The sequence below is a fragment of the Pseudonocardia nematodicida genome (genome assembly GCF_040105385.1).
Classification (GTDB): Bacteria; Actinomycetota; Actinomycetes; order Mycobacteriales; family Pseudonocardiaceae; genus Pseudonocardia; species Pseudonocardia nematodicida.
This window is the reverse complement of record NZ_JBEDNQ010000001.1, coordinates 20,382-44,649: the sequence shown is the minus strand read 5'-3', so window position 1 is coordinate 44,649 and position 24,268 is coordinate 20,382. Positions and strand designations below refer to the sequence as shown.

Here is a 24,268-nt window from a genome sequence, read left to right as displayed (position 1 = left end):
GGTGGCGCGTCGGGGTGCGCAGAGCAGAGGGCGCCGGACGCGCCGCCGGTCCGGCCTCCCGCTCCGGCCCGGCCGCGAGCGTCACACCGACCGCCCGGTGCCCGCCCGCCCCACGTCGGCGGAGTCCCCGAGGAAGAACCTCGAGTAGCGGGGATCCATGTGGTCCATCCCCAGCAGCACCGGGAAGTCGGCGACGCCGAAGTCCGGGTCGTGCGCGGGCAGCCCGCACACCCACGCGCCGAGGCGCAGGTAACCGCGCAGCAGCGGCGGCATCGGCGACGTCCGGTGCCGCGGCGCGGCCGCCGGGTCCCACAGCCGGTGCGGCACGGTCCGGTACTCCTCCGGCGCGAGGTGCCCGGCGGCGACGCGGTCCCAGACCGCCGCGGCGGTCACCCCGCCGTCGGCGAGCGGGACGCTGGCGCAGCCGACGAGCCAGCGGTTCCCGGTGAGCAGCATGTAGCGGGCGATCCCGGCCCACACCAGCGCGACGACGGCGCCGGCCCGGTGGTCGGGGTGCACGCAGGAGCGGCCGGTCTCCACCAGCGAGCGGCGCAGCGGGTCGAGACGGGAGAGGTCGAACTCGCCGTCGGAGTAGAGGCCGCCAGCCTCGCGGGCCCGGTCCGGCGGCAGCATCCGGTAGGTGCCGACGATCTCGCCGCTTCCGTCCTCGCGGACCACGAGGTGGTCGCAGAACGCGTCGAAACGGTCGACGTCCAGGCCGGGCACCGGTGTGTCGAGGCGGGCGCCGAGCTCGCCGGCGAACACCCGGTACCGCAGGGCCCGGGCGGCGGCGACGTCGTCGGCGTCGGTGGTGAGCAGCAGCGAGTACCGCGTCGCGGCGGTATCGGGGGTCGAGACGATCACCTGGGTCTGGGTCACGGCCGTCTGGGTCACGGCGGTCTTGCTACCGGCCGCATCCGACGCCGCGCCCGCGCCGCGCCATCCCGGCGGTGGCGGGCACGTGAACGGCTCCCCTCAGGTGTCGCTGCAGGTGAGAGCGGGTGAACGGCCCCGTGACACACGACGACGCCCGGGTGCGGGTGCACCCGGGCGTCGTCGGGGGAACCGGAGCGGAAGGGCTCAGCCCTTGCGCTTGGCGACCTCCTCCTGCAGCTGCGGGGCAACCTTGAACAGGTCGCCGACGATGCCGTAGTCGGCGATCTCGAAGATCGGCGCCTCCTCGTCCTTGTTCACCGCGACGATCGTCTTCGAGGTCTGCATCCCGGCCCGGTGCTGGATCGCACCCGAGATCCCGAGCGCGATGTAGAGCTGCGGCGAGACGGACTTGCCGGTCTGCCCGACCTGGAACTGCGGCGGGTAGTAGCCGGAGTCCACCGCGGCGCGCGAGGCGCCCACGGCCGCGCCGAGCGAGTCGGCCAGGCCCTCGACGACGGTGAAGTCGTCGGCCGACCCGACACCACGCCCACCGGAGACGATCACGGTCGCCTCGGTCAGCTCCGGGCGCTCCCCGCCGGTGATCGGCTCGCGGCCGGTGACCGTGGCCGCGCGGCCGGTCGAGGCCGGGACCTCGACGCTCTCCCGGGCACCCGCGCCCGCGGTCGCCTCGACGTCGATCGCACCCGGGCGCACGGTGATGACCGACAGCGCCGTGGTGGCCTTCGACTCGGCGGTGTAGGCCCCACCGAAGATCGAGTGCTGCGCGCCGTCCGCGGTCACGCCGACGACGTCGGACAGCAGCCCGGAGTTCGTCCGCACGGCCAGCCGGCCGGCGACCTCCTTGCCGTTTCCGGTCGCGGCGACCAGCACCGCCGCCGGGCTCGCCGACCCGACCAGCGACTCGAGCACCGAGGTCTCCGGGGAGAGGAAGTCGGTGGAGTCGGTCTCCGCGGCGTAGATCTTCTCGGCGCCGTGCTCGGCCAGCCCGGCGGCCAGCTTGTCGGCGGTGCCCGCGGCACCGACGACCACCGCCGACGGCTCGCCCAGCGCGCGGGCGGCGGTCAGCAGCTCGTAGGTGGTCTTCTTGATCTCACCGTCGACGTGGTCGACGAGAACCAGGACCTCAGCCATGTCTCTGTCTCTCCAATACCGGACGAAGAAGAAAGGGGATCAGATGAGCTTCTGGCCGACCAGGAACTCGGCGATCTTCGCGCCGCCGTCGCCCTCGTCGGTGACCTTCTCGCCCGCGGTCTTCGGCGGCTTCGGCGCCGCGCTGCTCACCTGCGACAGCGCGTTCGCCAGCCCCACCGTCGACGGGTCGATCCCGGCACCGGCCAGGTCGAGGGTCGTCACCGGCTTCTTCTTCGCCGCCATGATCCCCTTGAACGAGGGGTAGCGCGGCTCGTTGGACTTCTCCCCGACCGACACCACGGCCGGCAGCTCCGCGGTCAGATGGGCGATGCCCTCGTCGGTCTCCCGCTTCGCGGTGACCGTGCTGCCCTCGACGCTCAGCTCGTTGGCGTGGGTCAGCGCCGGCACCCCGAGCAGGTCGGCGATCATCGCCGGCACCGCGCCGGTCTGGCCGTCCGAGGCCGAGTTGCCCGCGATGACCAGGTCCCAGCCCTCCACGGTGCCGATCAGCGCGGTCAGCGCCTTCGCGGTCTGCACCGCGCACGAGCCGTGGAGTGCGTCGTCGGACAGGTGCACCGCCGCGTCCGCACCCATCGACAGGGCCTTGCGGATGGCGTCGGTGGCCCGGTCCGGCCCCATGCAGACGACGACGACCTCGGAGCCGTCGTTCGCCTCCTTGATCTGCAGAGCCGCCTCGACCGCACGCTCGTTGATCTCGTCGATCACCGCCTCCGCGGCCTCACGGTCGAGCGTGTGGTCCGCGGCCAGCGTCCGCTCCGAGTAGGTGTCCGCAACCTGCTTCACCAGGGTCACGATCTTCATAGGACCTCTTCGACCTCCCTGCCGCGGCGGCCTGCGCTCGTGCGCACACCGCGTCGTCCTGACGTGCGGACCGGCTTCGGTCCGTCTCGCACCACCGAGACGATGCTGCGCCGGCGGCCGGGGGTGGACCGCGGCGTCGCGTCCGTCTGATGTGCGACGACTCTGCCAGCAGCGGCGTCTTATGGCACGCCGTGCCAGTGTGACATTGATTGTTACCAGCCAGTAGCGTCCTGGCAAACGCCAGGACGGGTGACCGTCCTCACGAGCGTGTCACGTCACGCAGGGCGCGCACGATGTCACACCCTGCACGACGGGGCGGGCGCGCCGCTTTCGCTACCGTCGGCACCCCCACGCACGGGCAGGAGGGAGCCGCAGTGCAGGTGACCGGGTTCGACGACCGTCTGGGGACGGGATACGTCCTCAGCACGGGTGCGCACGCCGACGAAGAGGTGCCGGGCAGCCGGACCGTGGCGCACGGCGGGGTGACCGTGCGCGCCACCGACGGCCTGGCGGCCCTGCTCGAGGACGCGCTGGCGAACCGTCCGACCATCGTCCTCGAATGGGGCGGGCCGGAGGTCCCGCTGACGCTGGAGGACGGCACCCTCCTGGCGTGGTTGCGCAACGACGTCGGCGGCGTGGTCGCCGTCGCCGGCGAGCCGGTCTGAGCCCTCCGCGCCCCGGTGTCGGGTACCGCCCCGCCGGCGTGATGGGGTCGGTGACCGTGACCAGCAGCCTGCCCCTCACCGGAGAGCGGACCGTCCCGGGCCTCGCGCACGAGAACTACTGGTTCCGCCGCCACGAGGTCGTCTACACCGCGCTGGCCGGCGAGTGCGCCGGCGCGGTCGTGCTGGAGGCCGGCTGCGGCGAGGGCTACGGCGCGGACCTGCTCGCCACGTCGGCGCGACGGGTGCTGGCCCTGGACTACGACGCCCCGACCGTCGCGCACGTCGCCGCCCGCTACCCACGGGTGGCGGTGGCCCGGGCGAACCTGGTCGCGCTGCCGGTGCCCGACGCCGCCGTCGACGTCGTGGTGTCGTTGCAGGTCATCGAACACCTCTGGGAGCAGGAGCGGTTCCTGCGCGAGTGCCGGCGGGTGCTGCGCCCCGGCGGACGGCTGCTGGTCTCGACCCCGAACCGGATCACCTTCTCCCCCGGCCGGGACACCCCGCTCAACCCGTTCCACACCCGCGAGCTCGACGCCGGCGAGCTGGCCGGGCTGGTACGCGACGCCGGGTTCGACGACGTGGCGGTGCGGGGCCTGCACCACGGGCCGCGGCTGCGTGCGATGGACGACCGGCACGGTGGGCTGATCGAGGCGCAGACCGCGCTGGCGCTGTCCGGCGCGCCCTGGCCTTCCGCGCTGGCCGCCGACGTCGCCGCCGTGCGCTCCGACGACTTCGTGCTGCACGACCGCGACCCCGACGCGTCCCTGGACCTGCTGGTGACGGCGACGCGGCCGTGAGCACGGTCGGCACGTTCTGCCTGGTCCTGCACTCGCACCTGCCGCTGCTGGCCCGGCACGGGCGCTGGCCGGTCGGCGAGGAGTGGCTCTACCAGTCCTGGGCGCACTCGTACCTGCCGGTGGTGGCGACCCTGCGCGAGCTCGCCGCCGAGGGACGCGGGCAGCTCGCCACCCTCGGTGTGACGCCGGTGCTCGCCGCCCAGCTCGACGACCCGTACTCCCTGCGCGGGGTGCACGACTGGCTGGGCGGCTGGACGCTGCGGGCGCACTCGGCGGCGTCCCGGCTGCCGGATCTGGCCGCGCACGAGCACCGGGTCTCCACCGCCGCGACCGCCGAGTTCGAGGCGCACTGGCGACACGGCGGGTCCCCGGCGCTGCGGGCGCTGCGCGACACCGGCGCGGTCGAGCTGCTCGGCGGCCCGGCGGCGCACCCGTTCCAGCCGCTGCTCGACCCGCGGGTCCGGGCGTTCTCGCTGCGGACCGGGCTGGCCGACCACGCGCTGCGGCTCGGCGGGCGTCCGGCCGGCATCTGGGCGCCCGAGTGCGGCTACGCGCCGGGGCTGGAGCACGACTACGCCGCCGCCGGGGTGTCCCGGTTCCTGGTCGACGGCCCGGCGCTGCGCGGCGACACGGCGCTCGCCCGCCCGGTCGGCGACTCGGACGTGCTCTGTGTGGGGCGCGACCTGGCGGTCACCTACCGGGTGTGGTCGCCGCGCAAGGGCTACCCGGGCTCGGCCGAGTACCGGGACTTCCACACCTGGGACCACCCCTCGGGGCTCAAACCGGCCCGGGTGACCGGTCGCCGCGTCCCGTCCGAGCGCAAGCGGCCCTACTCCCCGGCGCTCGCCGCGGACGCGGTACAGCGCGACGCCCGGGACTTCGTCGACACCGTCGTCGCCCGGCTGCGGGCGCTGCGTGCCACCCACGGCCGCCCGGCGCTGACCGTGGCCGCCTTCGACACCGAGCTGTTCGGGCACTGGTGGCACGAGGGCCCGGCCTGGCTCGCGGCGGTGCTGCGGATGCTGCCGTCGGCGGGGGTGTCGGTGCGGACCCTCGGGGGCGCGATCGACGACGGCCTGGTCGGCGACCCGGTCGCGCTGCCCGAGTGCTCCTGGGGCTCGGGCAAGGACTGGCGGGTGTGGGCCGGCCCGCAGGTGGCCTCGTTCGTCGCGGCGAACGACGACGTGCAGCGCGACCTGCTGTCGCTCTCCGGTCTGCTGCGCACCGACGTCCGGGACCCGCTGGCCGACCTGCTCGCCGACCAGGCGCTGCACGCGCTGTCCAGCGACTGGGCGTTCATGGTCACCAAGGACTCGGCCGCGGACTACGCGCGCTCCCGCGCCGCGCTGCACGCCGGTCGGGTCGCCGAGCTCGCCGGCCTGCTGCGTGCCGGACGCCGCCGCGCCGCGCAGCGCCGGACCGCGCACTGGGCCGACGCCGTCCCCACCTTCGGCCACCTGGACGCCCGCGACCTCGCCGGGTCGCCCTGAGCGCAGCGTCCCGCCGCTCGCGGGTGCGGCGGTCCGATCCCCCCGGGGACGCCGCGGACCGGGCGCTTTGCCAGGATCCTCCGATGCGGGTGCTGATGATCAGCTGGGAGTTCCCGCCGGTCGTCGTGGGTGGGCTGGGCCGGCACGTGCACGCGCTGGCGCGCGAGCTCGTCGTGGCCGGGCACGAGGTCGTCGTGCTCTCCCGGGCACCCACCGGGTCGGATTCGGCCACCCACCCCACCGTCGTGCAGACCGTCGACGGCGTCCGGGTGCTGCGGGTCGCCGAGGACCCGCCGCACCTGGAGTTCGGCGCCGACCTGGTGGCGTGGACGCTCGGCATGGGCCACGGCCTGCTCCGGCACGCGCTGACCGCACTGCTGCCGGGCTGGCGGCCCGACGTCGTGCACGCCCACGACTGGCTCGTCGCGCACCCGGCGATCGCGCTGGCCGACGTCCTCGGCGTCCCGCTGGTCGCGACGCTGCACGCCACCGAGGCCGGCCGGCACTCCGGCTGGCTGCCCGGCCCGATGAACCGGCAGGTGCACTCCACCGAGTGGTGGCTCGCCCGGCGAGCCGACGAGGTGATCACCTGCTCGGTGGCGATGCACGACGAGGTGGCCGCCCTGCACGACCTCGACCCGGCCGGGGTGCACGTGGTGCACAACGGCATCGACGTGCGCCGCTGGCGGTCCCGCGGGTCCGCTCCCGGTCCCGCGACGGCGACCCAGCCCGGCCCGCGGCTGGTCTACTTCGGACGGCTCGAGTACGAGAAGGGCGTCCAGGACCTCGTCGCGGCCCTGCCCCGGATCCGGCGTCGGCACCCGGGCACCCGGCTGCTGATCGCGGGCACCGGGACCCAGCGGGCGATGCTCGACGAGCGCGTCGCCACGCACCGGGTGCGCCGCTCGGTCGACTTCCTCGGCCACCTCCCGGACGCCGAGCTCACCGCCCTGCTGCGCGCCGCCGACGCCGTCGTGCTGCCCAGCCGCTACGAGCCGTTCGGGATCGTCGCCCTCGAGGCCGCCGCGGCCGGGGCGACGCTGGTCGCCTCCACCGCCGGGGGGCTCGGCGAGCTCGTCCGGGACGGCGAGACCGGCCTCGGGTTCGCGCCCGGGGACGTCGCCGGCCTCGCCGACGCCGTCGGACGCGCGCTGGCCGACCCGCGCGCCGCGCGGCGCCGGGCCCGGGCCGCCCGCGCCCGGCTGCGGACCGAGTTCGCCTGGCCGGTCATCGCCGCCCGCACCGCCGCGATCTACGCCGGCGCCCGGGCGGCCGGGCCGCGCGAGCTGCCCCGCCCGAAGATCCCGACCGGGAACCTGTTCGACCGCCAGTCCTGATCAGGCGCGGTCGAGCCGCGCCCGCAGCGCCCGGTCCGCCTTGCGCGCCATGTCGGCGACGGCGGCCCGCTCGGCCGCGGCGGCCGCGTGGTCGGCGCGCCGGTCACGCACCACCCGCGCCGGGGTGCCGACGGCGATCGAGTCGGCCGGGATGTCCCCCCGCGCGACGGCGTGCGCGCCCAGCACCGAGCCGGAGCCGATCCGGGTGCCGCGCAGCACCGTCGTCTTGACCCCGAGCCAGCACCCCTCGCCGATCCGGACGGGCGCCTTCACGATGCCCTGGTCCTTGATCGGCCGGTGCACGTCGTCGGTGCGGTGGTCGAAGTCGGTGACGTACACCCAGTCCGCGACCAGCGTCGCCGCGCCGACCTCGACGTCGAGATAGCAGTTCAGGGTGTTGTTCCGGCCGAACACGACCTTGTCCCCGATCCGCATCGACCCCTCGTGGCAGCGCAGCGCGGTGCCGTCGCCGATGTGCACCCAGCGGCCGATCTCGAGCCGGCCGAAGCCCGGGCGGGCCTGCACCGTGACGCCCTTGCCGAGGAACACCATCCCGCGCAGGACGACGTGCGGGTGCCGCACCCGCAGCACCAGCAGCCGCCAGTAGCGCAGCAGGTACCAGGGGGTGAAGGCCCGGTGCCGCAGGATCCAGCGCAGCGAGGTGAGCGTGCACAGCCGCACCTGCTCCGGGTCGTCTCTCACGCCCTCGCACCCTAGGCGTGTGCCGCACCGGCGCCCCGGGTACCCGGACACTCCCGTTCCCCGAATCCCCAGGAGTGATCACGTGACCGGACGACGCGAGCCCGACGACGGCACCGAGGTCGGTACCGACGAGCTGACGAGCGGCGGGGCCGGCACCGTCCGGGACGAGCTCGACCACGCCGGCCGGCCGCGCTCCGGTCCGGGTACCGACGACGGCGGCATGACCGACGCGGCCGCCGCGGAGGTCGACGCCGAGCACGACGACGAGCCCACCCGCAGCGAGTAGCTCCGGGCTCCGTGAGCCCGCGCCCGCTGATCGTCAGTACCGACCCGGGTGTGGACGACGCCGTCGCCCTCGTCCTCGCCCTGCGCAGCCCGGAGGTCGACGTCCGGGCCGTCGTCGCGCAGTTCGGCAACGTCGGTCCGGACCGGACACTGGACAACGCCGGACGGCTGCTGGCGCTCACCGGGCGGACCGACGTCCCGCTCGGGAAGGGCGCGGACCGGCCTCTCGTGCACCCGGCCGCCGGGCGGGCCGGGCACGTGCACGGGACCGACGGCCTCGGCGGTCGCGCCGCGCGCCTGCCCGCGCCGGTCGCGCCGAGGCCGGGCTCCGGGGTGGCGCTGATGGCCCGGGTGCTCGCCGAGGCGTCCGAACCGGTCACCCTGGCCGTGATCGGGCCGCTCACCGACGCCGCGATCCTGCTGGCCGCCCACCCGGAACTGGCCGGGCGGATCGAGCGGATCGTGGTCATGGGCGGCGCGCTGGGCGGCGGCAACGTGACCGGTGCGGCCGAGTTCAACGTGCACGCCGACCCGGAGGCCGCGCAGCGCGTCCTCACCCAGGACCGGGTTCCGGTCGCCCTGGTGCCGCTGGAGACCACGCTGGGCTGCGCGGCCGGCCCGGAGTGGGTGGACGCGCTGGCCGCCGCCGACCCGGTGTGCGCCGAGATGGCCGCGATGATCGCGCCGTACCGGGCGTTCTACCGGGAGCGCTACGGCCGCGACGCCGTCGCCGTGCACGACGCGACCGCGCTGCTCGAGTGCGTCGCACCCGGCTCGCTGACCGCGACGCCGGTGCCGCTGGCCGTCGACTGTGGATCCGGCCCGGCCCGCGGGGCGACCGTGCCGCACCACGGCACCGGCGCCGCGACGCCGCCGGTGGACGTGCTCTCCGCCCCGGACCCCGTCGCGGTGCTCGACGCGGTACGGGCCCGGCTCACCGGGTGCTGACCGCTACGCCAGCCCGTACTCGATCGCCAGGCGGACCAGCGCGCCACGGCCCGGCACGCCGAACTTGCGCAGCAGGCGTTGCACGTGGTTCTCGACGGTCCGCGGGGACAGCACCAGCCGGGCCGCGATCTGCCGCGCGGTCAGCCCCTCGACCACCAGCAGGAGCACCTCGGACTCACGGGGGCTGAGGTCGGGCACGGGCTGGGCGGGCGCCGCTACGGACTCCAGGACGACCGCGGCCAGGCCGGGCGAGAAGGCGGGCCGACCGGACGCCGCGGAGCGGGCGAGCCGGGCGACCTCGGCGAGATCGGTGGTCGTCGCGACGCCGGTCGCGCCCGCCCGGACGGCGTCGAGCACCAGCCGGTGGTCGGCACCCGGAGCCGCGACGACGAGCGCGGGTGTGTCGGGGGTCCGGCTGGTCAGCGCGGCGATCACGGCGAGGGCGACGTCCCGGGGTCCGGTGGCGTCGACCAGCACCAGCGACGGCCGTAGCCGGGCCACGGTCGAGGCGACCGCATCGGCCGGCGTGGCCGGAAGGCGGGCGACCACCCGCAGGCCGTCCGGCTGGGGTGTCGGTCCGGCGACGACGATGCCGCGCCCGAGCGGATCGGTCCCGTCATCGTGCACGTGCGCCCGCTCCCGTCGTCCACTCCGGACGGTTCATCCTGCCATGTCGCGCAGGCGTTAGCGACTCGCAGTCACCATGTCGTCACCCGGTCCGGCCCCGGCGGCACGATCGGGGGCGCCCGCGCCGGGCCCGGTACGACGCCGGCGGCGCAGCAGCCGCCGCGCGAGGGCCGCGAGGCCGCCGACCAGCACCGCCAGCAGGAACCCGACGATCACCGATCGGAGCGGGTCGCCGTGGGTGAAGGGGCCGACGAGCACCCCGACACCGGTCATCCAGCAGGTCCAGACCAGCGAGCTGATCAGGGTGGCGGGCAGGAAGGCGCGCAGCGGCAGCCCGACCCGCCCGGCGGCGGTCACGCTGGCCAGCCGCCCACCCGGCACCATCCGGCCGGCCACCAGCGCGACGATCGGCCGCCGGTGCAGGTGCCGGCGCACCCAGGCGCCGACGCCGTCGTCGCGGCGGGCGCGGCGCACGATCGCGTGTGACGACCTCCCCGCCCCGTAGAGCAGCCCGTCGCCGAGCACCGACCCGATCAGCACGGCGGTGAACAGCCCCGCGAGCCGCCCCGTGTCGCCACCCGCGAACGCCGTGGCCGTCGCGCTGAACAGCACCGGCTCGCTGGGCAGGAACGGCATCGGCCCGTCGACGATCACGGCGAGGGCGAGGAACGGGAGCAGCCACGGACTGTCCAGCGCGTGCCCGATCAACGCGGACGGATCGGGCACGGGCATCTACTCCGGTGCAGAGGGGGCGGGGCGGCCCCGAGTCTGCCCCGCGCCGTGACCCGATCGTGACACGGGTGACGCTTGTCTCCCCCCGGGCGTGATCCCTAGTCGGCCAGGCCCTGCTCGATCGCGTACCGCACCAGCTGGCTGCGGTTGTGCAGCTGCAGCTTGCGCAGGGTGTTCTGCACGTGGCTCTCCACCGTCCGGTGCGAGACGACGAGCTTCGCGGCGATCTGCTTGGCCGTCATGCCCTTGGCGACCAGCCGCAGGACCTCGGTCTCGCGCTCGGTGAGCGCGGGCACCGCGGGGGCGCCGTCGCCGGCCGGCTTCGGGGCCTCGGCGAGCCGCCGGTACTCCCCCAGTACCAGGCCGGCCAGCCCGGGGGTGAACACCGCGACCCCGCGGGCGGTGCGCCGGATCGCCTCCAGCAGCTCGTCGACCCCGGCGGACTTGACCAGGTAGCCGAGCGCCCCGGCCTTCACCGCCTCCAGGACGTCGGCGTGCTCGCCGGAGGCCGACAGCACCAGCACCCGGCTGTCCGGTCTCTTCCCGGCGATCTCGGCGATCGCGTCCACACCGGAGGTCGCGCCCAGGTGCAGGTCCATCAGGATCACGTCCGGGCGGACGGCGGTGGCGATCCGCACCGCGGCGGGCGCGTCCGGGGCGGTGGCGACGACATCGAGCCCCCGCTCGGTCAGGTCGCGCGCGACGCCCTCCCGCCAGATCGGGTGGTCGTCGACGACCATCACCCGGATCGCGGTCTCCTCGCCGCCGGTCACCCCGTTGTCGGTCACGTCGTCCCCCGTTCGAGCCTGATGACCCATTCAGTACCGATGTCCGGTCCGGTGTCCAGGGTCAGCGTGCCGCCGAGGTCCTCGACGCGGCCCCGGATCGAGCGCGACACCCCCAGCCGGCCCTCCGTCTCCGCCTCGGCGAGCCGCCCCTGCGGGATGCCGGGGCCGTCGTCGCGGACGCTGACCTCCAGCGCGCCGGGCAGCTCCTCGAGCAGCACCCAGGCGCGCGCGTCCGGGCCGGCGTGCACGGCGACGTTCGCCAGCGCCGCCCGCACCGCGCCCTCCACCTCGTCGACGACGGCGGCGCCGAGCTCCACCGGGCGTCCCGGCGCCGACACCGTCACCCGGTCCGAGGCCAGGATCCGCAGCGCCGCGGCGAGGTCGCGGTGCCCGGACGCGTCGGTGGTGCCCGGTCCGGTGAGCAGCGCGCGCAGCGCCGTCTCCTGCTCGCCGGCCAGGACGCCGAGCTCGGTCGCGCCGCCGCCGATCTCCGCGCCGCGCCGCTGGACGTGCGCGAGGACCTGCAGGACGCCGTCGTGCACCGCCCGGGTGAGTCGCTCGCGTTCGGCGGCCGCGGCCCGCTCGGCGGTGAGCCGGCGCAGCCGGGCCGCGGTGCGCTCCAGCACGTGCGAGGCGAACCCGACGGTCAACCCGGCCAGCACCAGCAGCTGGATGTCGCCGAGCTCGAGCGTCCCGAACCGTTCCTTGGACAGCACCAGCGCCGCCGAGATCACCACCGCGGCGCCCAGCCCGCCGCGGATCCGGAACGCCACCGCGCAGGCCAGCACGGCTCCGGAGGTCCAGATCGAGCCCATCCCGGGGCCGCCGTCGTCGAGGTGCGCCTCGCGGACGATCCACGGGGTGGTGGCCATGACCGCGACGCAGACGGCGAGGTCGGCCAGCGCGAGGCGGCCGCGGACGTCCGGGGTGCCGGGCAGCCCACCGAGGTAGCCCCAGGACGTCACGGCCGTCCACACCGTCATCACCAGCAGCACCGCGACGGCGGCCGCGGGACGCTCGTAGGCGGTGCGCAGGTGGTAGAGCGTGATGGCCGCGACGGTGACCAGCGTCAGCAGCCGGTAGGCGATCACGCCGCGCCAGAACGGCTCCAGCGGGTGCTCCACGTCGACGAGTGTGGCGTCCCGCGCCCGCGAGCGGGCCCGTTCCGGCAGGCCGGTCATCGCGGTGTGGTGCCGGTGAGCAGCGCGTTGTAGAACCAGCTGCGCGGGACCACCTTCGACAGCAGGTGCTCGTCCACCCAGGACAGTCTCTGCCAGCCGTGGTAGGCGAACATCGCCCAGTTCCAGCCCAGCCGCCCGGGCGGGACGGCCGCCTCGAAGGTCCGCACCGGCCAGCCGAGCATGGCCGCGGAGAACTCCTCGGTGCTCGCCCGCACGCCGTCGAACCCGGCGGCGCGCGCGGTGCGCTCCAGGTCGGCGGGGTCGAAGGTGTGGATGTCCACGCATGCCTCCAGGGCGGCGGCGCGGGAGGACTCGTCGAGTTCCTGCTGCGGGCGCCGCCAGCCCTGCAGCGCGGGCAGCTTCGTGAGCGTGGTGGTGGCGTTCCAGGTCCATTGCCCGAGCCGGCGGGCGTAGGCGTCGCCGACGGTGGTCGGCTCGCCGGCGAAGACGAACCGGCCGCCCGGCTCGAGCACCCGGTGCACCTCGCGCAGCGCCGCGGCGACGTCCGGGATGTGGTGCAGCACCGCGTGCCCGACGACGAGGTCGAAGCTGTCGTCCGGGAACGGGATGTGCTCGCCGTCGACGACCTTCCCCTCCACGTCCAGCCCGAGGCCCTGTGCGTTGCGGGTGGCGGCGTCGACCATGCCCGGCGAGAGGTCGGTGACCACGCCGCGCTCGGCGACGCCGGCCTGCATGAGGTTGAGCAGGAAGAACCCGGTACCGCTGCCCAGCTCCAGGGCACGGAGGTAGGGGCGGCCGTCCCAGGGAGCGGCGGCGCGGAAGCGGCCGAGCGCGTAGTCGATGCAGCGCTCGTCGTAGCTGATCGACCACTTCTCGTCGTAGGTCCCGGCCTCCCAGTCGTGGTAGAGGACGTTCGCGAGTTTCGGGTCGCTCCGGGCCGCCTCGACCTGCTCCGCGGTGGCGTGGGGGTTGGGCGCCGGGTCCGAACTCATGGGCGGGAGTCTTGCAGAGGCCACCGACGGAAATTGTCGGTGGTGGGGCTCATAGTGCGAGCATGAGCACCGTGACGGACCAGGTGAGCGAGCCGAAGCTCGAGCGGCCTACCGGCGGCTGGACGGTCGAGGATCTCGACCGCTGGCCGGAGACGCAGGTGCGCTACGAGCTCACGGACGGAGCGCTCACCGTGTCCCCCTCCCCCTCCAACCTGCACCAGAGCCTCTCCGGCCTGCTGTTCGCCCACCTGGTCGGCAGATGTCCGGCCGATCTCGCTGTCGCGCAGGCCGTCGAGGTCCGGTTCGGCCCGCAGCTGACCCGCATCCCGGACCTGCTCGTGGTCCGGTCCGAGTCTCCGGGGCGGCACTGGTTCTCCCCGGCCGAGGTCCGGCTCGCCGTCGAGATCGAGTCGCCCGGGTCGCACGTCGAGGACCGGATCACCAAGCCCGCGATCTACGCCGAGCACGGCGTCGGGTCGTTCTGGCGGATCGAGCTCGGACCGGTCCGGGTGCGCCGCTACGGCCTCGACCCGGCCACCGGCGGCTACCGGGAGCTGGACTGCCCCGTGGAACGGCTCGTCGCGGACGAGCCGTTCCCGGTCGACGTCGCGCTGAACGATCTCCTGCCGGCCTGGGCCCGCTGAGCCGCTCTCAGCGACCGGTGAAGGTCGCCTTGCCCGGGCCGTTCTCCACGAACGACGCCATCCCGGCCTTCGCGTCGTCGGAGGCGAAGACCCCGGCGAACAGGTCCGACTCGATGTCCAGACCGGTCCGCAGGTCGGTGTCCAGACCGCCGTCGATCGCCTTCTTCGCCGCGGCGTAGGCGAGCGCGGGACCGCTGGTGAACCGCGACGCGTACGCGACGGCCCGGTCGTAGACCTCGTCGGCCGGCACGACCTCGTCCACCAGACCGATCGCCAGCGCCTCCTGCGCGTCGACCATCCGTCCGGTGTAGACCAGGTCCTTGGTGCGCGACGGGCCGATCAGCCGCGCGGCGCGCTGGGTGCCGCCGCCGCCCGGGAAGATCCCGAGCAGGATCTCCGGGAAGCCGAGCTTGGCGTTGTCGCCGGCGATCCGCCGGTCCGCGCCGAGCGCGACCTCGAGACCGCCGCCGAGCGCGTAGCCGGTGACCGCCGCGACCGTCGGCTTCAGGATCGTCGAGATCGCACCCAGCCCGGCGGACAGGTCGCGCGACACCGGCGCCATGTCCGAGTAGGACATCGACGCCATCTCCTTGACGTCCGCACCCGCGGCGAAGTTCTTCTCCCCGCCGTACACGACGACCGCGCGCACGTCGGCCCGGGCCGACGCCTCGCGGGCGGCCTCCAGCAGCTCGCCCTGGATCTGGCGGTTCAGAGCGTTCATCGGGGGGCGGTCGATCCGGATCGTCCCGACACCGGCGTCCACGGACAGGCTCACGAATTCGGTCACGGGCCGGACCCTAATGCGTTCCGGCCGCGGCGGGCGACGGATCGGATCACCGGCCGCCCCCACCGGAGGTCGGCCGTTCCCGGGTTCGCGCTCGCACTGCACCTCGTGTCGCGCCCCGGCGCGGTTCCCGCACCGACCGCAGCCGGTGCGCCGACACTCTTCAGGGTGCGAGAACGGCCGCGGGGTGCGCCGGCCGCCCGGGCACCACCGCGTCGATCCGCGACGGCGGGTGCCTCAGGTGCGGCGGTAGGCCGCGAAGCGGTCGCCGCGGCGCTCGACGGCCAGCGGGAGGCCGAAGGTCTCGGACAGCGCGTCGTCGGTCATGACGTCGTCGAGCAGACCGGCGGTGACCACCTTCCCACCGCGCAGCAGCAGCCCGTGCGTGTACCCGGGCGGGATCTCCTCGACGTGGTGGGTGACCAGCACCGAGGCCGGGGCGTCCGGGTCGGCGGCCAGGTCCGAGAGCCGCGACACCAGGTCCTCACGGCCACCGAGGTCGAGTCCGGCGGCGGGCTCGTCGAACAGCAGCAGCTCCGGGTCGGTCATCAGCGCGCGGGCGATCAGGGTGCGCTTGCGCTCGCCCTCGGACAGCGTCCCGTAGGCGCGCCCGGCGAGCGCGCCCATCCCGAGCTGCTCGAGCAGTTCCCGGGCGCGGGCGGTGTCGAACGACTCGTAGTCCTCCCGCCAGCGGCCGAGCACCGCGTACCCGGCGGAGACGACGACGTCGGACACGATCTCGTCGCCCGGGATCCGGATGCCGAGGTTCGCCGAGGTCAGGCCGATCCGGGTGCGCAGCTCGAAGACGTTGACCCTGCCCATCCGCTCGCCGAGGATCTGCACCCGTCCGGCGGTCGGGTGCAGCTCGGCGCCGGCCAGGCGCAGCAGCGTCGTCTTGCCGGCGCCGTTCGGGCCGAGCACGACCCAGCGCTCGTCGAGCTCGACGCGCCAGTCGACGGCGTCGAGCAGGGTGTTGGTGCCGCGACGGACGGTGGCGCCGTCCATCCCGATCACCAGGTCCTCGGACTCGATGTCGGTTTTGTCGATATCTGTGACGCCGGACGTGGGCGCGGTCCCGGGGGTGCTCACATCTCTATCCTGGCCGACCGTGCCTGTCTTCCCGCTCGGTGCCCACCCCGACGACCACGGGACCCGCTTCGCGGTCGCCTCGACCAGCGCCGAGGTGGTCGAGGTCTGCCTGGTCGACGGCGAACCCGGGGCGCTCACCGAGCGCCGGGTCGAGCTGCGGGAACAGACCTTCGGCGTCTGGCACGGGCACGTGCCCGGGGTACGGGCCGGCCAGCGCTACGGCTTCCGGGTGCACGGCCCCTACCGCCCGTTCGACGGCCTGCGCGCCAACCCGGACAAGATCCTCGTCGACCCGTACGCCCGGCAGATCACCGGCGAGGTGACCGACGTCGTCGCCGCCCGGGGCTGGCACGGCGACCCGATGGCCGGCGGCCGCAGCACCGTGGACTCGCTCGGCAGCGTCCCGCTGTCGGTCGTCACCCCCGACCCGACGACGGCGCGCCCGCCGCGCCCGGACGTGCCGTGGTCGGAGACGGTGATCTCGGAGATCCACGTCAAGGGCTGGACGCACGGCCACCCCGAGGTGCCCGAGCCGCACCGCGGCACCTACCTGGGGCTCGCGCACCCCGCCGTCGTCGCGCACCTGCAGCGGACCGGCGTCACCGCCGTCGAGCTGCTGCCGATCCAGGCGAGCGCCCCCGAGCCGTCGCTGCTGGAGCGCGGCGCGCGCAACTACTGGGGCTACGCGACGCTCGGGTTCCTCGCCCCGCACCCCGGGTACGCGGCGGTGCCCGGCAACGAGACCACCGAGTTCCGCTACCTGGTCGACACGCTGCACGCGGCCGGGATCGAGGTCGTCCTCGACATCGTCCCCAACCACACCTGCGAGGGCGGCGTCGGCGGGACGACGCTGTCCTACCGCGGGCTGGACGCGCCGGCGTACTACTCGCTGGGCGGGTCCGGGCACGACGCCGACATCACCGGCACCGGCAACACCCTCGACGCCGGATCCCCGACGGTGATCCGGCTGGTCTGCGACGCGCTGCGGCACTGGGTGCACACCTACGGCGTCGACGGCTTCCGGATCGACCTCGCCTCGGTGCTCGGCCGGCCCCGGTCCGGCCCGTTCTCGCCGGACTCCGCGCTGCTCACCGCGATCGCCCAGGACCCGACGCTGTCGACCTGCAAGCTGATCGCCGAGCCGTGGGACGCGACCGGCGAGGGCTACCGGGTGGGTGGGTTCGGCGTCGCGTGGTCGGAGTGGAACGGCCGCTACCGGGACGCGGTGCGCGACTTCTGGCGCGGGCACGGCGGGGTCGCCGAGCTGGCGTCGCGGATCACCGGGAGCTCCGACATCTACGCCGGGTCCGGGCGCCGGCCGTGGGCGTCGGTCAACTTCGTGACCGCGCACGACGGCTTCACCCTGCGCGACCTGGTATCCTACGAGCGCAAGCACAACGAGGGCAACGGCGAGAACAACCGGGACGGCACCGACGACAACCGCTCGCAGAACCACGGCGCCGAGGGCGAGACCGACGACGCCGGGATCCGCGCGGCCCGGCTGTCCACCGCCCGGTCGATCATGGCCACGCTGCTGCTGTCCATCGGCACCCCGATGATCACCGGTGGGGACGAGCGGTGGCGCACCCAGGGCGGCAACAACAACGCCTACTGCCGCGACGACGAGACGTCCTGGGTGGACTGGACGGCCACCGCCGAGACCGCCGCGATGGAGGCCTTCACGGCCCGGGTGGCCGCGCTGCGCCGGGAGTCCCCGGTGCTGCACCGCGACCAGTTCTACGTGGACGGCGAGGTGCTCTGGTGGGACCCGTCCGGTCGCCCGATGGAGCCGCACGACTGGCACGACGGCGGCCGGCGCACGCTCGTCGTGCTGCTCGCGGACTACTGGCTGCTGACCCTGCACGCCGGCGACACGCCGGTCGACTGCGTGCTGCCGACCGACCACGGCTTCGACCCGGTGCTCGACTCGACCACCGCCGACGGCGGACCCGCGGACCCCGGGCCGGTCGAGGCGGGCGCGACGATCGTGCTCCCGCCCCGGTCGGTTCGGCTGCTGCGGAGCCGTTGACCGGCGTGTCACACCCCCGGAGACGGCTGGGCCGATCGGGTGCGACACACTCTGCTGTGTGACGCAATGATCGACTCTGTCGATACACGGAGTGCACCTGCATCACCGTGGAGTGGGGGGATTCTCCATGTCCGGAGCTCTCGTCCGGCCGATCCGCGCGGTGGCCGTGGTCGCCGCGACCGCCGCCGTCCTGGTCGCAGGCGCCGCCACCGGGTGGGCCGCGGAGGACGCCACGCCACCCGGTCCGGTTCGCGACCTGGAGCTGACCGCGGCGTCCGGCGCCGGTGCCCGGGGCATCTCGTTCGAGGCGACCTGGACGCCGCCCGCCGGGAGCGGCGACGGCACCCGGTACGTCGTCGAGGCCCGCGACGCGCTCGGCTCGGAGCTGCTCTCGGACACCACCGGGGACACCTCGACCGACCCGATCCGGGCCGACTACTGCCGGGCGCCGCTGGTGCTCTCGGTGCACGCGGTCACCGAGGGCCCGGACGGCCGGCCGGTCGACGGGCCGACGACGACCGCGGAGTACGGCACCGAGAACCTCTGCGAGATCAACATGTCGATCACCGCGGAGCCGGGCGAGGCGGGGACGCTGACCGTCACCGCGCACCGGGAGCCGCCGGCGGATCCCTACGTCTCGGGCCCGTGCGAGCTGACCGCCGACGGCCGGGCCGTGTGGACCGGGTACTGCGGCGGGCACCAGGACCGGACGATCGAAGCCGACGGCCTCGAGCCCGGCACCCACGACCTGACCCTGACCACGGTCTCGCCCCGCGGCGACGCCTACGAGGCACACACGACCGCCACCGTCGGCTGACCGGGGTCGGTTCACCGCCGAGATACGTCTCAGCGGGAGTTGTCGATCTCTGGCGCCCGCTGAGGCGTATCTCGGCGGTGGCGCGGGCACATCCGGCACCGGGTCGGCGGCGCGCTCGGGCCGGGTGCAACCGCGGGCCGCTCGGAGCGTCGACCCGGCCGGGGCTCGGGACTACCCTGCTCCCATGCCGCGCTACGAGTTCCGCTGCCGGGAGTGCATCGCCGTCGGGGCGACCCCGACCTTCGAGGTGGACCGGCCGATGGCGGCGGCCTCGGACCCGGCGACCTGCCCGTCCGGGCACGCGGACACGGTCAAGCTGCTGTCCACCGTGGCCCTGGGCGGCCGCGCCGGCGGCTCGGCGCCCGCCCCAGCGATGGCCCCCGCCGGGGGCGGCGGCTGCTGCGGCGGAGGTTGCTGCGGCGGCTGAGCCCGCACTTCGCACCCCTCGCCGTCGCTTCGCACCCGTCGCTGCAGGTGCGAAGCGGGGCAAGGGGGTGCGAAGCCACCCTTGCCGGCGCGGCCGGGGTCAGCCGGCCAGGACGATCCGGCCCAGCTCCACCGAGGACGCCAGGTGCGGGTGGTGCGGCAGCACCCGGACCGTGTAGCCGGTCAGCCCGGCGTGCGGCAGCGGCACCGCGACCTCCCAGCTGTCCTCGCCGCGGTGCTCCATCGCGACGGTGACCGGGTCGGCCAGCTCGTCGGTGTCGTCCACCCGGCCCACGACGGCCTCGACGACGACGTCCGACGGGTTCAGCCCGGCCAGGTCGACACCGGCCCGCACGGTCATCGGCGACCCGACGACCGGGGTGTCGGGCAGCCCGGTCACGTCCACACCGGTGATCCACACGTGGTTCCACGACTTGTTCAGCCGGGCCCGGTACTGGGCGATGTCGCGGGCCGCGGCGAAGTCGTCCGCGACGGCGTCGGCGGCCGCGCGGGCCGCCGGGGCGTACCAGTCGTGCACGTACTCGCCGACCATCCGGGTCGCCTGCACCGTGGGGCGCAGGGTGGACAGGGTGTGCCGCACCATCTCCACCCACCGGTGCGGGACGCCGTCGACCCGGTCGTAGAACGCCGGCCCGACCTGGGTGGCGATCAGCTCGTAGAGGGCGTTCGCCTCCAGGTCGTCGCGGCGGGTCGGGTCCTCGAGCCCGTCCGCGGTCGGGATGGCCCAGCCGTTGCGGCCGTCGTAGAGCTCGTCCCACCAGCCGTCGCGGATCGACAGGTTGAGCCCGCCGTTGAGCGCCGACTTCATGCCCGAGGTCCCGCACGCCTCCAGCGGGCGCAGCGGGTTGTTCAGCCAGACGTCGCAGCCCCAGTACAGGTAACGGGCCATCGACATGTCGTAGTCGGGCAGGAACACGATCCGGTGCCGGACGCCGGCGTCGTCGGCGAACCGGACGATCTGCTGGATGAGCGCCTTGCCGCCGTCGTCGGCGGGGTGCGACTTGCCCGCGACGATCAGCTGGACCGGGCGGTGCGGGTCGAGCAGCAGGCCACGCAGCCGCTCCGGGTCGCGCAGCATCAGGGTGAGCCGCTTGTAGGTCGGCACCCGGCGGGCGAAGCCGACGGTGAGGACGTCGCGGTCGAAGACGTGGTCGGTCCAGCCCAGCTCGGGCTCCGACGCGCCGCGCTCCAGCCAGGCCGCCCGCACCCGGCGCCGGACCTCGTCGACCAGCCGGGACCGCAGCGTGTTCCGCAGCGCCCACAGCTCGGCGTCGGACGGCTGGGCGTCCGCACCCGGGTCGCCGATCAGCTCGCCGACCTCGCGGGACTCCCAGGTGGGGCCGTGCACCCCGTTGGTGACCGACCCGATCGGCACCTCGTCGCGGTCGAAGCCCTGCCAGAGCCCGCCGAACATCTCCCGCGAGACGCGGCCGTGCAGCCGCGAGACGCCGTTCGCGCGCTGGGCCAGCCGCAGGCCCATGTGCGCCATGTTGAAGGTCTCCGGATCGTCCTCGGCGCCGAGTGCCAGCAGCCGGTCGACCGGGAGCCCGGGCAGCAGGCGGCCGGTCAGGTAGTGCCGCACCAGGTCCAGCCCGAACCGGTCGATGCCGGCGGGCACCGGGGTGTGCGTGGTGAACACCGTCCCGGCCCGGACGGCGGCGAGCGCCTCGTCGAAGTCCAGACCGGCCCCGGACGGCGCCGCCGTGCACAGCTCCCGGATCCGCTCGCAGCCCAGGAACCCGGCGTGCCCCTCGTTGGTGTGGAACACCTCGGGCGCGGGGTGCCCGGTCGTCGCGCAGAATGCGCGCACCGCGCGGACCCCGCCGATCCCGATCAGGACCTCCTGCTGGATGCGGTGGTTCTGGTCGCCGCCGTAGAGCCGGTCGGTGACCCCGCGCAGGTCGTCCGTGCCCCCCGTGTTCTCCGCGGAGTTCTCTTCTATGTCGGTGTCGAGCAGCAGCAGCGGCACCCGCCCGACGCGCGCCAGCCAGATCCGCGCGGTCAGCGTGCGGTCACCGGGGACCGCCACCTCGACCAGCACCGGCGCACCGTCCGAATCGGACAGCAGCTGCAGCGGCAGGCCCTGCGGGTCGACGGCCGGGTAGTGCTCGAGCTGCCAGCCGTCCAGCGACAGCGACTGCCGGAAGTAGCCCGACCGGTAGAGCAGCCCGACACCGATCAGCGGAACCCCGAGGTCGGAGGCCGCCTTGAGGTGGTCACCGGCCAGCACACCGAGCCCGCCCGAGTAGTTCGGCAGCACCTCCGAGACGCCGAACTCCATCGAGAAGTAGGCGACGGCGGCGGGCAGCGACGGGTCGTCGTCGCGGGAGCGCTGGTACCAGCGCGGCTCGTCGAGATAGCTCTGCAGCTCGGCGGCCCGCTCCGCGACGGTGGCGGCGACCGCGTCGTCGGCGGCGAGCTCGGCCAGCCGGCCGCTCCCGATCTCCCCGAGCAGCCGGACCGGGTCCTGGCCGGACGCGTCCCAGGCGTCGGGGTCCAGCGAGGCGAACAGGTCCCGGGTGGGGGCGTGCCACGTCCACCGCAGGTTCGTGGCCAGCGTCTGCAGCGGCGCGAGCGGACCGGGGAGCTGGGCACGGACGGTGAAACGGCGGAGGGCTCTCACGGCCGCGAGGGTAACGGGGGACACCGACACGCGTACGTCGCCCGTCCCGCCTCCGCGCCCATGAACGGCTAGGGTTGGCGCGCTGCAGCACGAGCCGGGTCCGTGCACGTCGGATCGGTTCCGTTCACCCGTCGTCCTCGCCGAGGACGGCGCGGGTGTGGCGGCCTGTGACGTCTCTTCGCCAGACTGCCGTGGGACGACGTCGGAGACGACAGACGACAACCGACCACCGACGGCGACGACCGGCGGTGACGATGGCCCCGGGGGGTGCAGCCGATGACCGGTCGGCTCGGAATCGATGACGTGACCCCGTTCGTGGAGACCGGCGACCCGGCGAAGGCCGTGGTCGGCGAGGTGGTCCCGATCCGCGCGACGGTGTGGCGCGAGGGCCACGACGCCGTCGCCGCGAACGTCGTGTTCACCCCGGTCGACGACGACGGCACGCCCGGCGAGTCGCGCTACGTCCGGATGCAGCCCGAGGGCGTCGGCACCGACCGGTTCGTCGCCTACGTGGCGCCGGACTCCGAGGGCCGCTGGACGTTCCGGGTCGACGCCTGGAGCGACCCGTGGGCGACCTGGCGCTCGGGCGTCGAGAAGAAGATCGCCGCCGGGCAGTCCGCCGACGAGCTCGCCAACGACCTCGAGGTCGGCGCGCGGCTGCTGCGCCGGGTCGGCCGGCGTCCGTCCGAGAAGGAGCACCGCGACCTGCTGCTCGGCGCGGCGAACACGCTGCGGGACACCGCGCTGCCGCTGCGCGCCCGGGTCGCCCCCGCGCTGTTCGACGGCGTCGTGGCGATCATGACCGAGCGGCCGGTCCGCGAGCTGATCACCCGCGGCCCGGAGCGGGAGATCCACGTCGACCGCACGCGGGCGCTGTTCGGCTCCTGGTACGAGTTCTTCCCCCGCTCGACCGGCGGCCGGGACGAGACCGGGCGGCCGGTGCACGGCACCTTCGCCACGTCGTCCAAGGAGCTGGACCGCGTCGCGCGAATGGGGTTCGACGTCGTCTACCTGCCCCCGATCCACCCGGTCGGCACGGTGCACCGCAAGGGCCGCAACAACTCCGTGCACGCCGAGCCGGGCGACGTCGGCTCGCCGTGGGCGATCGGCTCGGCCGCGGGCGGGCACGACGCGATCGACCCCGAGCTGGGCGACTGGGACGACTTCGACGCGTTCGTCGCCAAGGCCGGCGAGCTCGGCCTCGAGGTCGCACTGGACCTGGCGCTGCAGTGCGCGCCGGACCACCCCTGGGTCGCCGAGCACCCGGAGTGGTTCACCGTCCGTCCGGACGGGACGATCGCCTACGCGGAGAACCCGCCGAAGCGCTACCAGGACATCTACCCGCTGAACTTCGACCGCGACCCGGCCGGGCTCTACGCCGAGTGCCTGCGCGTGGTGCTGAAGTGGGTCGAGCACGGCGTGAAGATCTTCCGGGTGGACAACCCGCACACCAAGCCGCCGAACTTCTGGCACTGGCTGATCTGGGAGGTCAAGCGCCGCGACCCGGACGTGCTGTTCCTCGCCGAGGCCTTCACCCGCCCGGCGCGGATGTTCGGGCTGGCCCGGCTGGGCTTCACCCAGTCCTACACCTACTTCACCTGGCGCACGGAGAAGGAGGAGCTGGCCGAGTTCGCGACGATGCACGCCGAGCACGCCGACGAGTGCCGGCCGAACCTGTTCACCAACACCCCGGACATCCTGCACGAGTCCCTGCAGACCGGCGGGCCGTCGATGTTCGCGATCCGGGCCACCCTGGCCGCGACGATGGCGCCCACCTGGGGTGTCTACTCCGGATTCGAGCTGTTCGAGGGCACCCCGGTGAAGCCGGGCAGCGAGGAGTACCTCGACTCGGAGAAGTACGAGCTGCGCCCGCGCGACTTCGAGTCGGCGCTGAACCAGGGCCGCTCGCTGGAGCCCTACCTGACCCGGCTCAACGAGATCCGCCGGGCGCACCCGTCGCTGCAGCAGCTGCGCGAGGTGCACTTCCACGAGGTGGACAACGACGACATCATCGCCTACTCCCGGCTGGACCCGGCGACCGGCGACCAGGTGCTCGTGGTGTGCACACTGGACTCGACGGCGTCCCAGCAGGGCACGATCAAGCTGGACATGCCGGCCCTCGGGCTCGCCTGGGCGGACCGGATCGATGTGCACGACGAGATCTCCGGGCAGACCTTCTCCTGGGGCGAGTACAACTTCGTCCGGCTCACCCCGGGCGATCAGGTCGCGCACATCCTGACCCTGCCGGCGCAGGTGCCCCTCGTCTGACGCCGGCCCGCACCGTCGCGGCCCCGGGCTCGCCGCCGTCACCCACGCGGCGCTGCGCCGGACCGCGACGGCGGGTGCCGGCCCGAGCACTGATCACGGACCGGGCGCGGAAACGGCCGTCGACGACCGGCTCCGCGCCCGATCAGTGATCAGCCGGGGCCGGCTGGTCCGGGGGCGACCGCGGACAGCGACACGGCCTCTGCGGCGGCGAG

Annotated in this window: 23 protein-coding genes; 11 read left to right on the top strand and 12 right to left on the bottom strand. The window is 74.5% G+C overall.

Annotated elements, in window-relative coordinates:
* Positions 1 to 81: 81 nt before the first annotated feature.
* From WIS52_RS00205 to WIS52_RS00195, 3 genes are all read right to left on the bottom strand, one after another.
* The gene (locus WIS52_RS00205; protein ID WP_349296767.1) at positions 82 to 879 is read right to left on the bottom strand and encodes a GNAT family N-acetyltransferase; all 798 of its coding nucleotides are present in this window, start codon (positions 877 to 879) and stop codon (positions 82 to 84) included.
* 201 nt (positions 880 to 1,080) lie between these two features.
* The gene (locus WIS52_RS00200; protein WP_349295972.1) at positions 1,081 to 2,028 is read right to left on the bottom strand and encodes an electron transfer flavoprotein subunit alpha/FixB family protein; all 948 of its coding nucleotides are present in this window, start codon (positions 2,026 to 2,028) and stop codon (positions 1,081 to 1,083) included.
* Between the two features lie 39 nt (positions 2,029 to 2,067).
* On the bottom strand, positions 2,068 to 2,850 hold the full coding sequence (locus WIS52_RS00195; protein WP_349295971.1) for an electron transfer flavoprotein subunit beta/FixA family protein: 783 nt from the start codon (positions 2,848 to 2,850) through the stop codon (positions 2,068 to 2,070).
* A gap of 380 nt (positions 2,851 to 3,230) precedes the next feature.
* On the opposite strand from WIS52_RS00195, the gene WIS52_RS00190 reads away from it, so the two are divergent.
* From WIS52_RS00190 to WIS52_RS00175, 4 genes are all read left to right on the top strand, one after another.
* Entirely contained in the window at positions 3,231 to 3,515 is a 285-nt protein-coding gene (locus tag WIS52_RS00190) for a hypothetical protein (RefSeq protein WP_349295970.1), read from the top strand.
* Positions 3,516 to 3,556: 41 nt separating this feature from the next.
* A complete protein-coding gene (locus WIS52_RS00185) occupies positions 3,557 to 4,312 on the top strand; it encodes a class I SAM-dependent methyltransferase (protein WP_349295969.1) in 756 nt (251 codons plus the stop codon).
* Complete coding sequence (locus WIS52_RS00180) at positions 4,309 to 5,802, top strand: 1,4-alpha-glucan branching protein domain-containing protein (protein ID WP_349295968.1); 1,494 nt, start codon at positions 4,309 to 4,311, stop codon at positions 5,800 to 5,802. The genes WIS52_RS00185 and WIS52_RS00180 overlap by 4 nt, the downstream gene beginning before the upstream one ends.
* Positions 5,803 to 5,885: 83 nt before the next feature.
* Positions 5,886 to 7,139, top strand: a complete 1,254-nt coding sequence (locus tag WIS52_RS00175) for a glycosyltransferase family 4 protein (protein WP_349295967.1) — start codon at positions 5,886 to 5,888, stop codon at positions 7,137 to 7,139.
* On the opposite strand, the gene WIS52_RS00170 is transcribed toward WIS52_RS00175, so the two are convergent.
* Positions 7,140 to 7,841, bottom strand: a complete 702-nt coding sequence (locus WIS52_RS00170) for an acyltransferase (RefSeq protein WP_349295966.1) — start codon at positions 7,839 to 7,841, stop codon at positions 7,140 to 7,142.
* A gap of 82 nt (positions 7,842 to 7,923) precedes the next feature.
* Between WIS52_RS00170 and WIS52_RS00165 the strand changes: the two genes are divergently transcribed.
* Positions 7,924 to 8,127: a hypothetical protein gene (locus tag WIS52_RS00165; protein WP_349295965.1), complete on the top strand. Its 204-nt coding sequence runs from the start codon at positions 7,924 to 7,926 to the stop codon at positions 8,125 to 8,127.
* 11 nt (positions 8,128 to 8,138) lie between these two features.
* Positions 8,139 to 9,074 carry a nucleoside hydrolase gene (locus WIS52_RS00160; protein WP_349295964.1) on the top strand — a complete coding sequence of 312 codons (936 nt, stop codon included), beginning with the start codon at positions 8,139 to 8,141 and terminating at the stop codon, positions 9,072 to 9,074.
* A 3-nt stretch (positions 9,075 to 9,077) separates the two neighbouring features.
* On the opposite strand, the gene WIS52_RS00155 is transcribed toward WIS52_RS00160, so the two are convergent.
* The 5 genes from WIS52_RS00155 to WIS52_RS00135 form a co-directional block, all read right to left on the bottom strand.
* Positions 9,078 to 9,701, bottom strand: coding sequence for a response regulator transcription factor (locus tag WIS52_RS00155; RefSeq protein WP_349295963.1), 624 nt, complete (start codon positions 9,699 to 9,701; stop codon positions 9,078 to 9,080).
* 57 nt (positions 9,702 to 9,758) lie between these two features.
* Positions 9,759 to 10,427, bottom strand: a complete 669-nt coding sequence (locus WIS52_RS00150) for a DedA family protein (protein WP_349295962.1) — start codon at positions 10,425 to 10,427, stop codon at positions 9,759 to 9,761.
* A gap of 104 nt (positions 10,428 to 10,531) precedes the next feature.
* On the bottom strand, positions 10,532 to 11,173 hold the full coding sequence (locus WIS52_RS00145; protein ID WP_349296766.1) for a response regulator transcription factor: 642 nt from the start codon (positions 11,171 to 11,173) through the stop codon (positions 10,532 to 10,534).
* A gap of 44 nt (positions 11,174 to 11,217) precedes the next feature.
* Positions 11,218 to 12,402, bottom strand: coding sequence for a MacS family sensor histidine kinase (macS, locus tag WIS52_RS00140; RefSeq protein WP_349295961.1), 1,185 nt, complete (start codon positions 12,400 to 12,402; stop codon positions 11,218 to 11,220).
* The gene (locus WIS52_RS00135) at positions 12,399 to 13,355 is read right to left on the bottom strand and encodes a class I SAM-dependent methyltransferase (RefSeq protein WP_349295960.1); all 957 of its coding nucleotides are present in this window, start codon (positions 13,353 to 13,355) and stop codon (positions 12,399 to 12,401) included. The genes macS and WIS52_RS00135 overlap by 4 nt, the downstream gene beginning before the upstream one ends.
* A 62-nt stretch (positions 13,356 to 13,417) precedes the next feature.
* Here WIS52_RS00135 and WIS52_RS00130 point away from each other — a divergent pair, with 62 nt between their 5' ends.
* Positions 13,418 to 13,999, top strand: coding sequence for a Uma2 family endonuclease (locus tag WIS52_RS00130; protein WP_349295959.1), 582 nt, complete (start codon positions 13,418 to 13,420; stop codon positions 13,997 to 13,999).
* Between the two features lie 7 nt (positions 14,000 to 14,006).
* On the opposite strand, the gene WIS52_RS00125 is transcribed toward WIS52_RS00130, so the two are convergent.
* Both WIS52_RS00125 and WIS52_RS00120 read right to left on the bottom strand, forming a co-directional pair.
* Positions 14,007 to 14,786 carry an enoyl-CoA hydratase/isomerase family protein gene (locus tag WIS52_RS00125; RefSeq protein WP_349295958.1) on the bottom strand — a complete coding sequence of 260 codons (780 nt, stop codon included), beginning with the start codon at positions 14,784 to 14,786 and terminating at the stop codon, positions 14,007 to 14,009.
* 234 nt (positions 14,787 to 15,020) lie between these two features.
* A complete protein-coding gene (locus tag WIS52_RS00120) occupies positions 15,021 to 15,788 on the bottom strand; it encodes an ABC transporter ATP-binding protein (RefSeq protein WP_349296765.1) in 768 nt (255 codons plus the stop codon).
* Between the two features lie 103 nt (positions 15,789 to 15,891).
* On the opposite strand from WIS52_RS00120, the gene glgX reads away from it, so the two are divergent.
* From glgX to WIS52_RS00105, 3 genes are all read left to right on the top strand, one after another.
* A complete protein-coding gene (glgX, locus tag WIS52_RS00115) occupies positions 15,892 to 17,901 on the top strand; it encodes a glycogen debranching protein GlgX (RefSeq protein ID WP_349295957.1) in 2,010 nt (669 codons plus the stop codon).
* A 127-nt stretch (positions 17,902 to 18,028) separates the two neighbouring features.
* On the top strand, positions 18,029 to 18,718 hold the full coding sequence (locus WIS52_RS00110) for a hypothetical protein (protein ID WP_349295956.1): 690 nt from the start codon (positions 18,029 to 18,031) through the stop codon (positions 18,716 to 18,718).
* A gap of 184 nt (positions 18,719 to 18,902) precedes the next feature.
* A complete protein-coding gene (locus WIS52_RS00105) occupies positions 18,903 to 19,145 on the top strand; it encodes an FmdB family zinc ribbon protein (protein WP_349295955.1) in 243 nt (80 codons plus the stop codon).
* Positions 19,146 to 19,244: 99 nt separating this feature from the next.
* On the opposite strand, the gene glgP is transcribed toward WIS52_RS00105, so the two are convergent.
* Positions 19,245 to 21,788, bottom strand: a complete 2,544-nt coding sequence (gene glgP / locus WIS52_RS00100) for an alpha-glucan family phosphorylase (protein ID WP_349295954.1) — start codon at positions 21,786 to 21,788, stop codon at positions 19,245 to 19,247.
* Between the two features lie 276 nt (positions 21,789 to 22,064).
* Between glgP and WIS52_RS00095 the strand changes: the two genes are divergently transcribed.
* Complete coding sequence (locus WIS52_RS00095; RefSeq protein WP_349295953.1) at positions 22,065 to 24,056, top strand: alpha-1,4-glucan--maltose-1-phosphate maltosyltransferase; 1,992 nt, start codon at positions 22,065 to 22,067, stop codon at positions 24,054 to 24,056.
* Positions 24,057 to 24,268: the final 212 nt, after the last annotated feature.

Coding starts and splice junctions, on each gene's coding strand:
- WIS52_RS00200 (WP_349295972.1), bottom strand. CDS start 2,028: ATGGCTGAGGTCCTGGTTCTCGTCGACCACGTCGACGGTGAGATCAAG.
- WIS52_RS00195 (WP_349295971.1), bottom strand. CDS start 2,850: ATGAAGATCGTGACCCTGGTGAAGCAGGTTGCGGACACCTACTCGGAG.
- WIS52_RS00185 (WP_349295969.1), top strand. CDS start 3,557: ATGGGGTCGGTGACCGTGACCAGCAGCCTGCCCCTCACCGGAGAGCGG.
- WIS52_RS00175 (WP_349295967.1), top strand. CDS start 5,886: ATGCGGGTGCTGATGATCAGCTGGGAGTTCCCGCCGGTCGTCGTGGGT.
- WIS52_RS00145 (WP_349296766.1), bottom strand. CDS start 11,173: ATGGTCGTCGACGACCACCCGATCTGGCGGGAGGGCGTCGCGCGCGAC.
- macS (WP_349295961.1), bottom strand. CDS start 12,402: ATGACCGGCCTGCCGGAACGGGCCCGCTCGCGGGCGCGGGACGCCACA.
- WIS52_RS00135 (WP_349295960.1), bottom strand. CDS start 13,355: ATGAGTTCGGACCCGGCGCCCAACCCCCACGCCACCGCGGAGCAGGTC.
- WIS52_RS00130 (WP_349295959.1), top strand. CDS start 13,418: ATGAGCACCGTGACGGACCAGGTGAGCGAGCCGAAGCTCGAGCGGCCT.
- WIS52_RS00120 (WP_349296765.1), bottom strand. CDS start 15,788: ATGGACGGCGCCACCGTCCGTCGCGGCACCAACACCCTGCTCGACGCC.
- WIS52_RS00110 (WP_349295956.1), top strand. CDS start 18,029: ATGTCCGGAGCTCTCGTCCGGCCGATCCGCGCGGTGGCCGTGGTCGCC.
- WIS52_RS00105 (WP_349295955.1), top strand. CDS start 18,903: ATGCCGCGCTACGAGTTCCGCTGCCGGGAGTGCATCGCCGTCGGGGCG.
- WIS52_RS00095 (WP_349295953.1), top strand. CDS start 22,065: ATGACCGGTCGGCTCGGAATCGATGACGTGACCCCGTTCGTGGAGACC.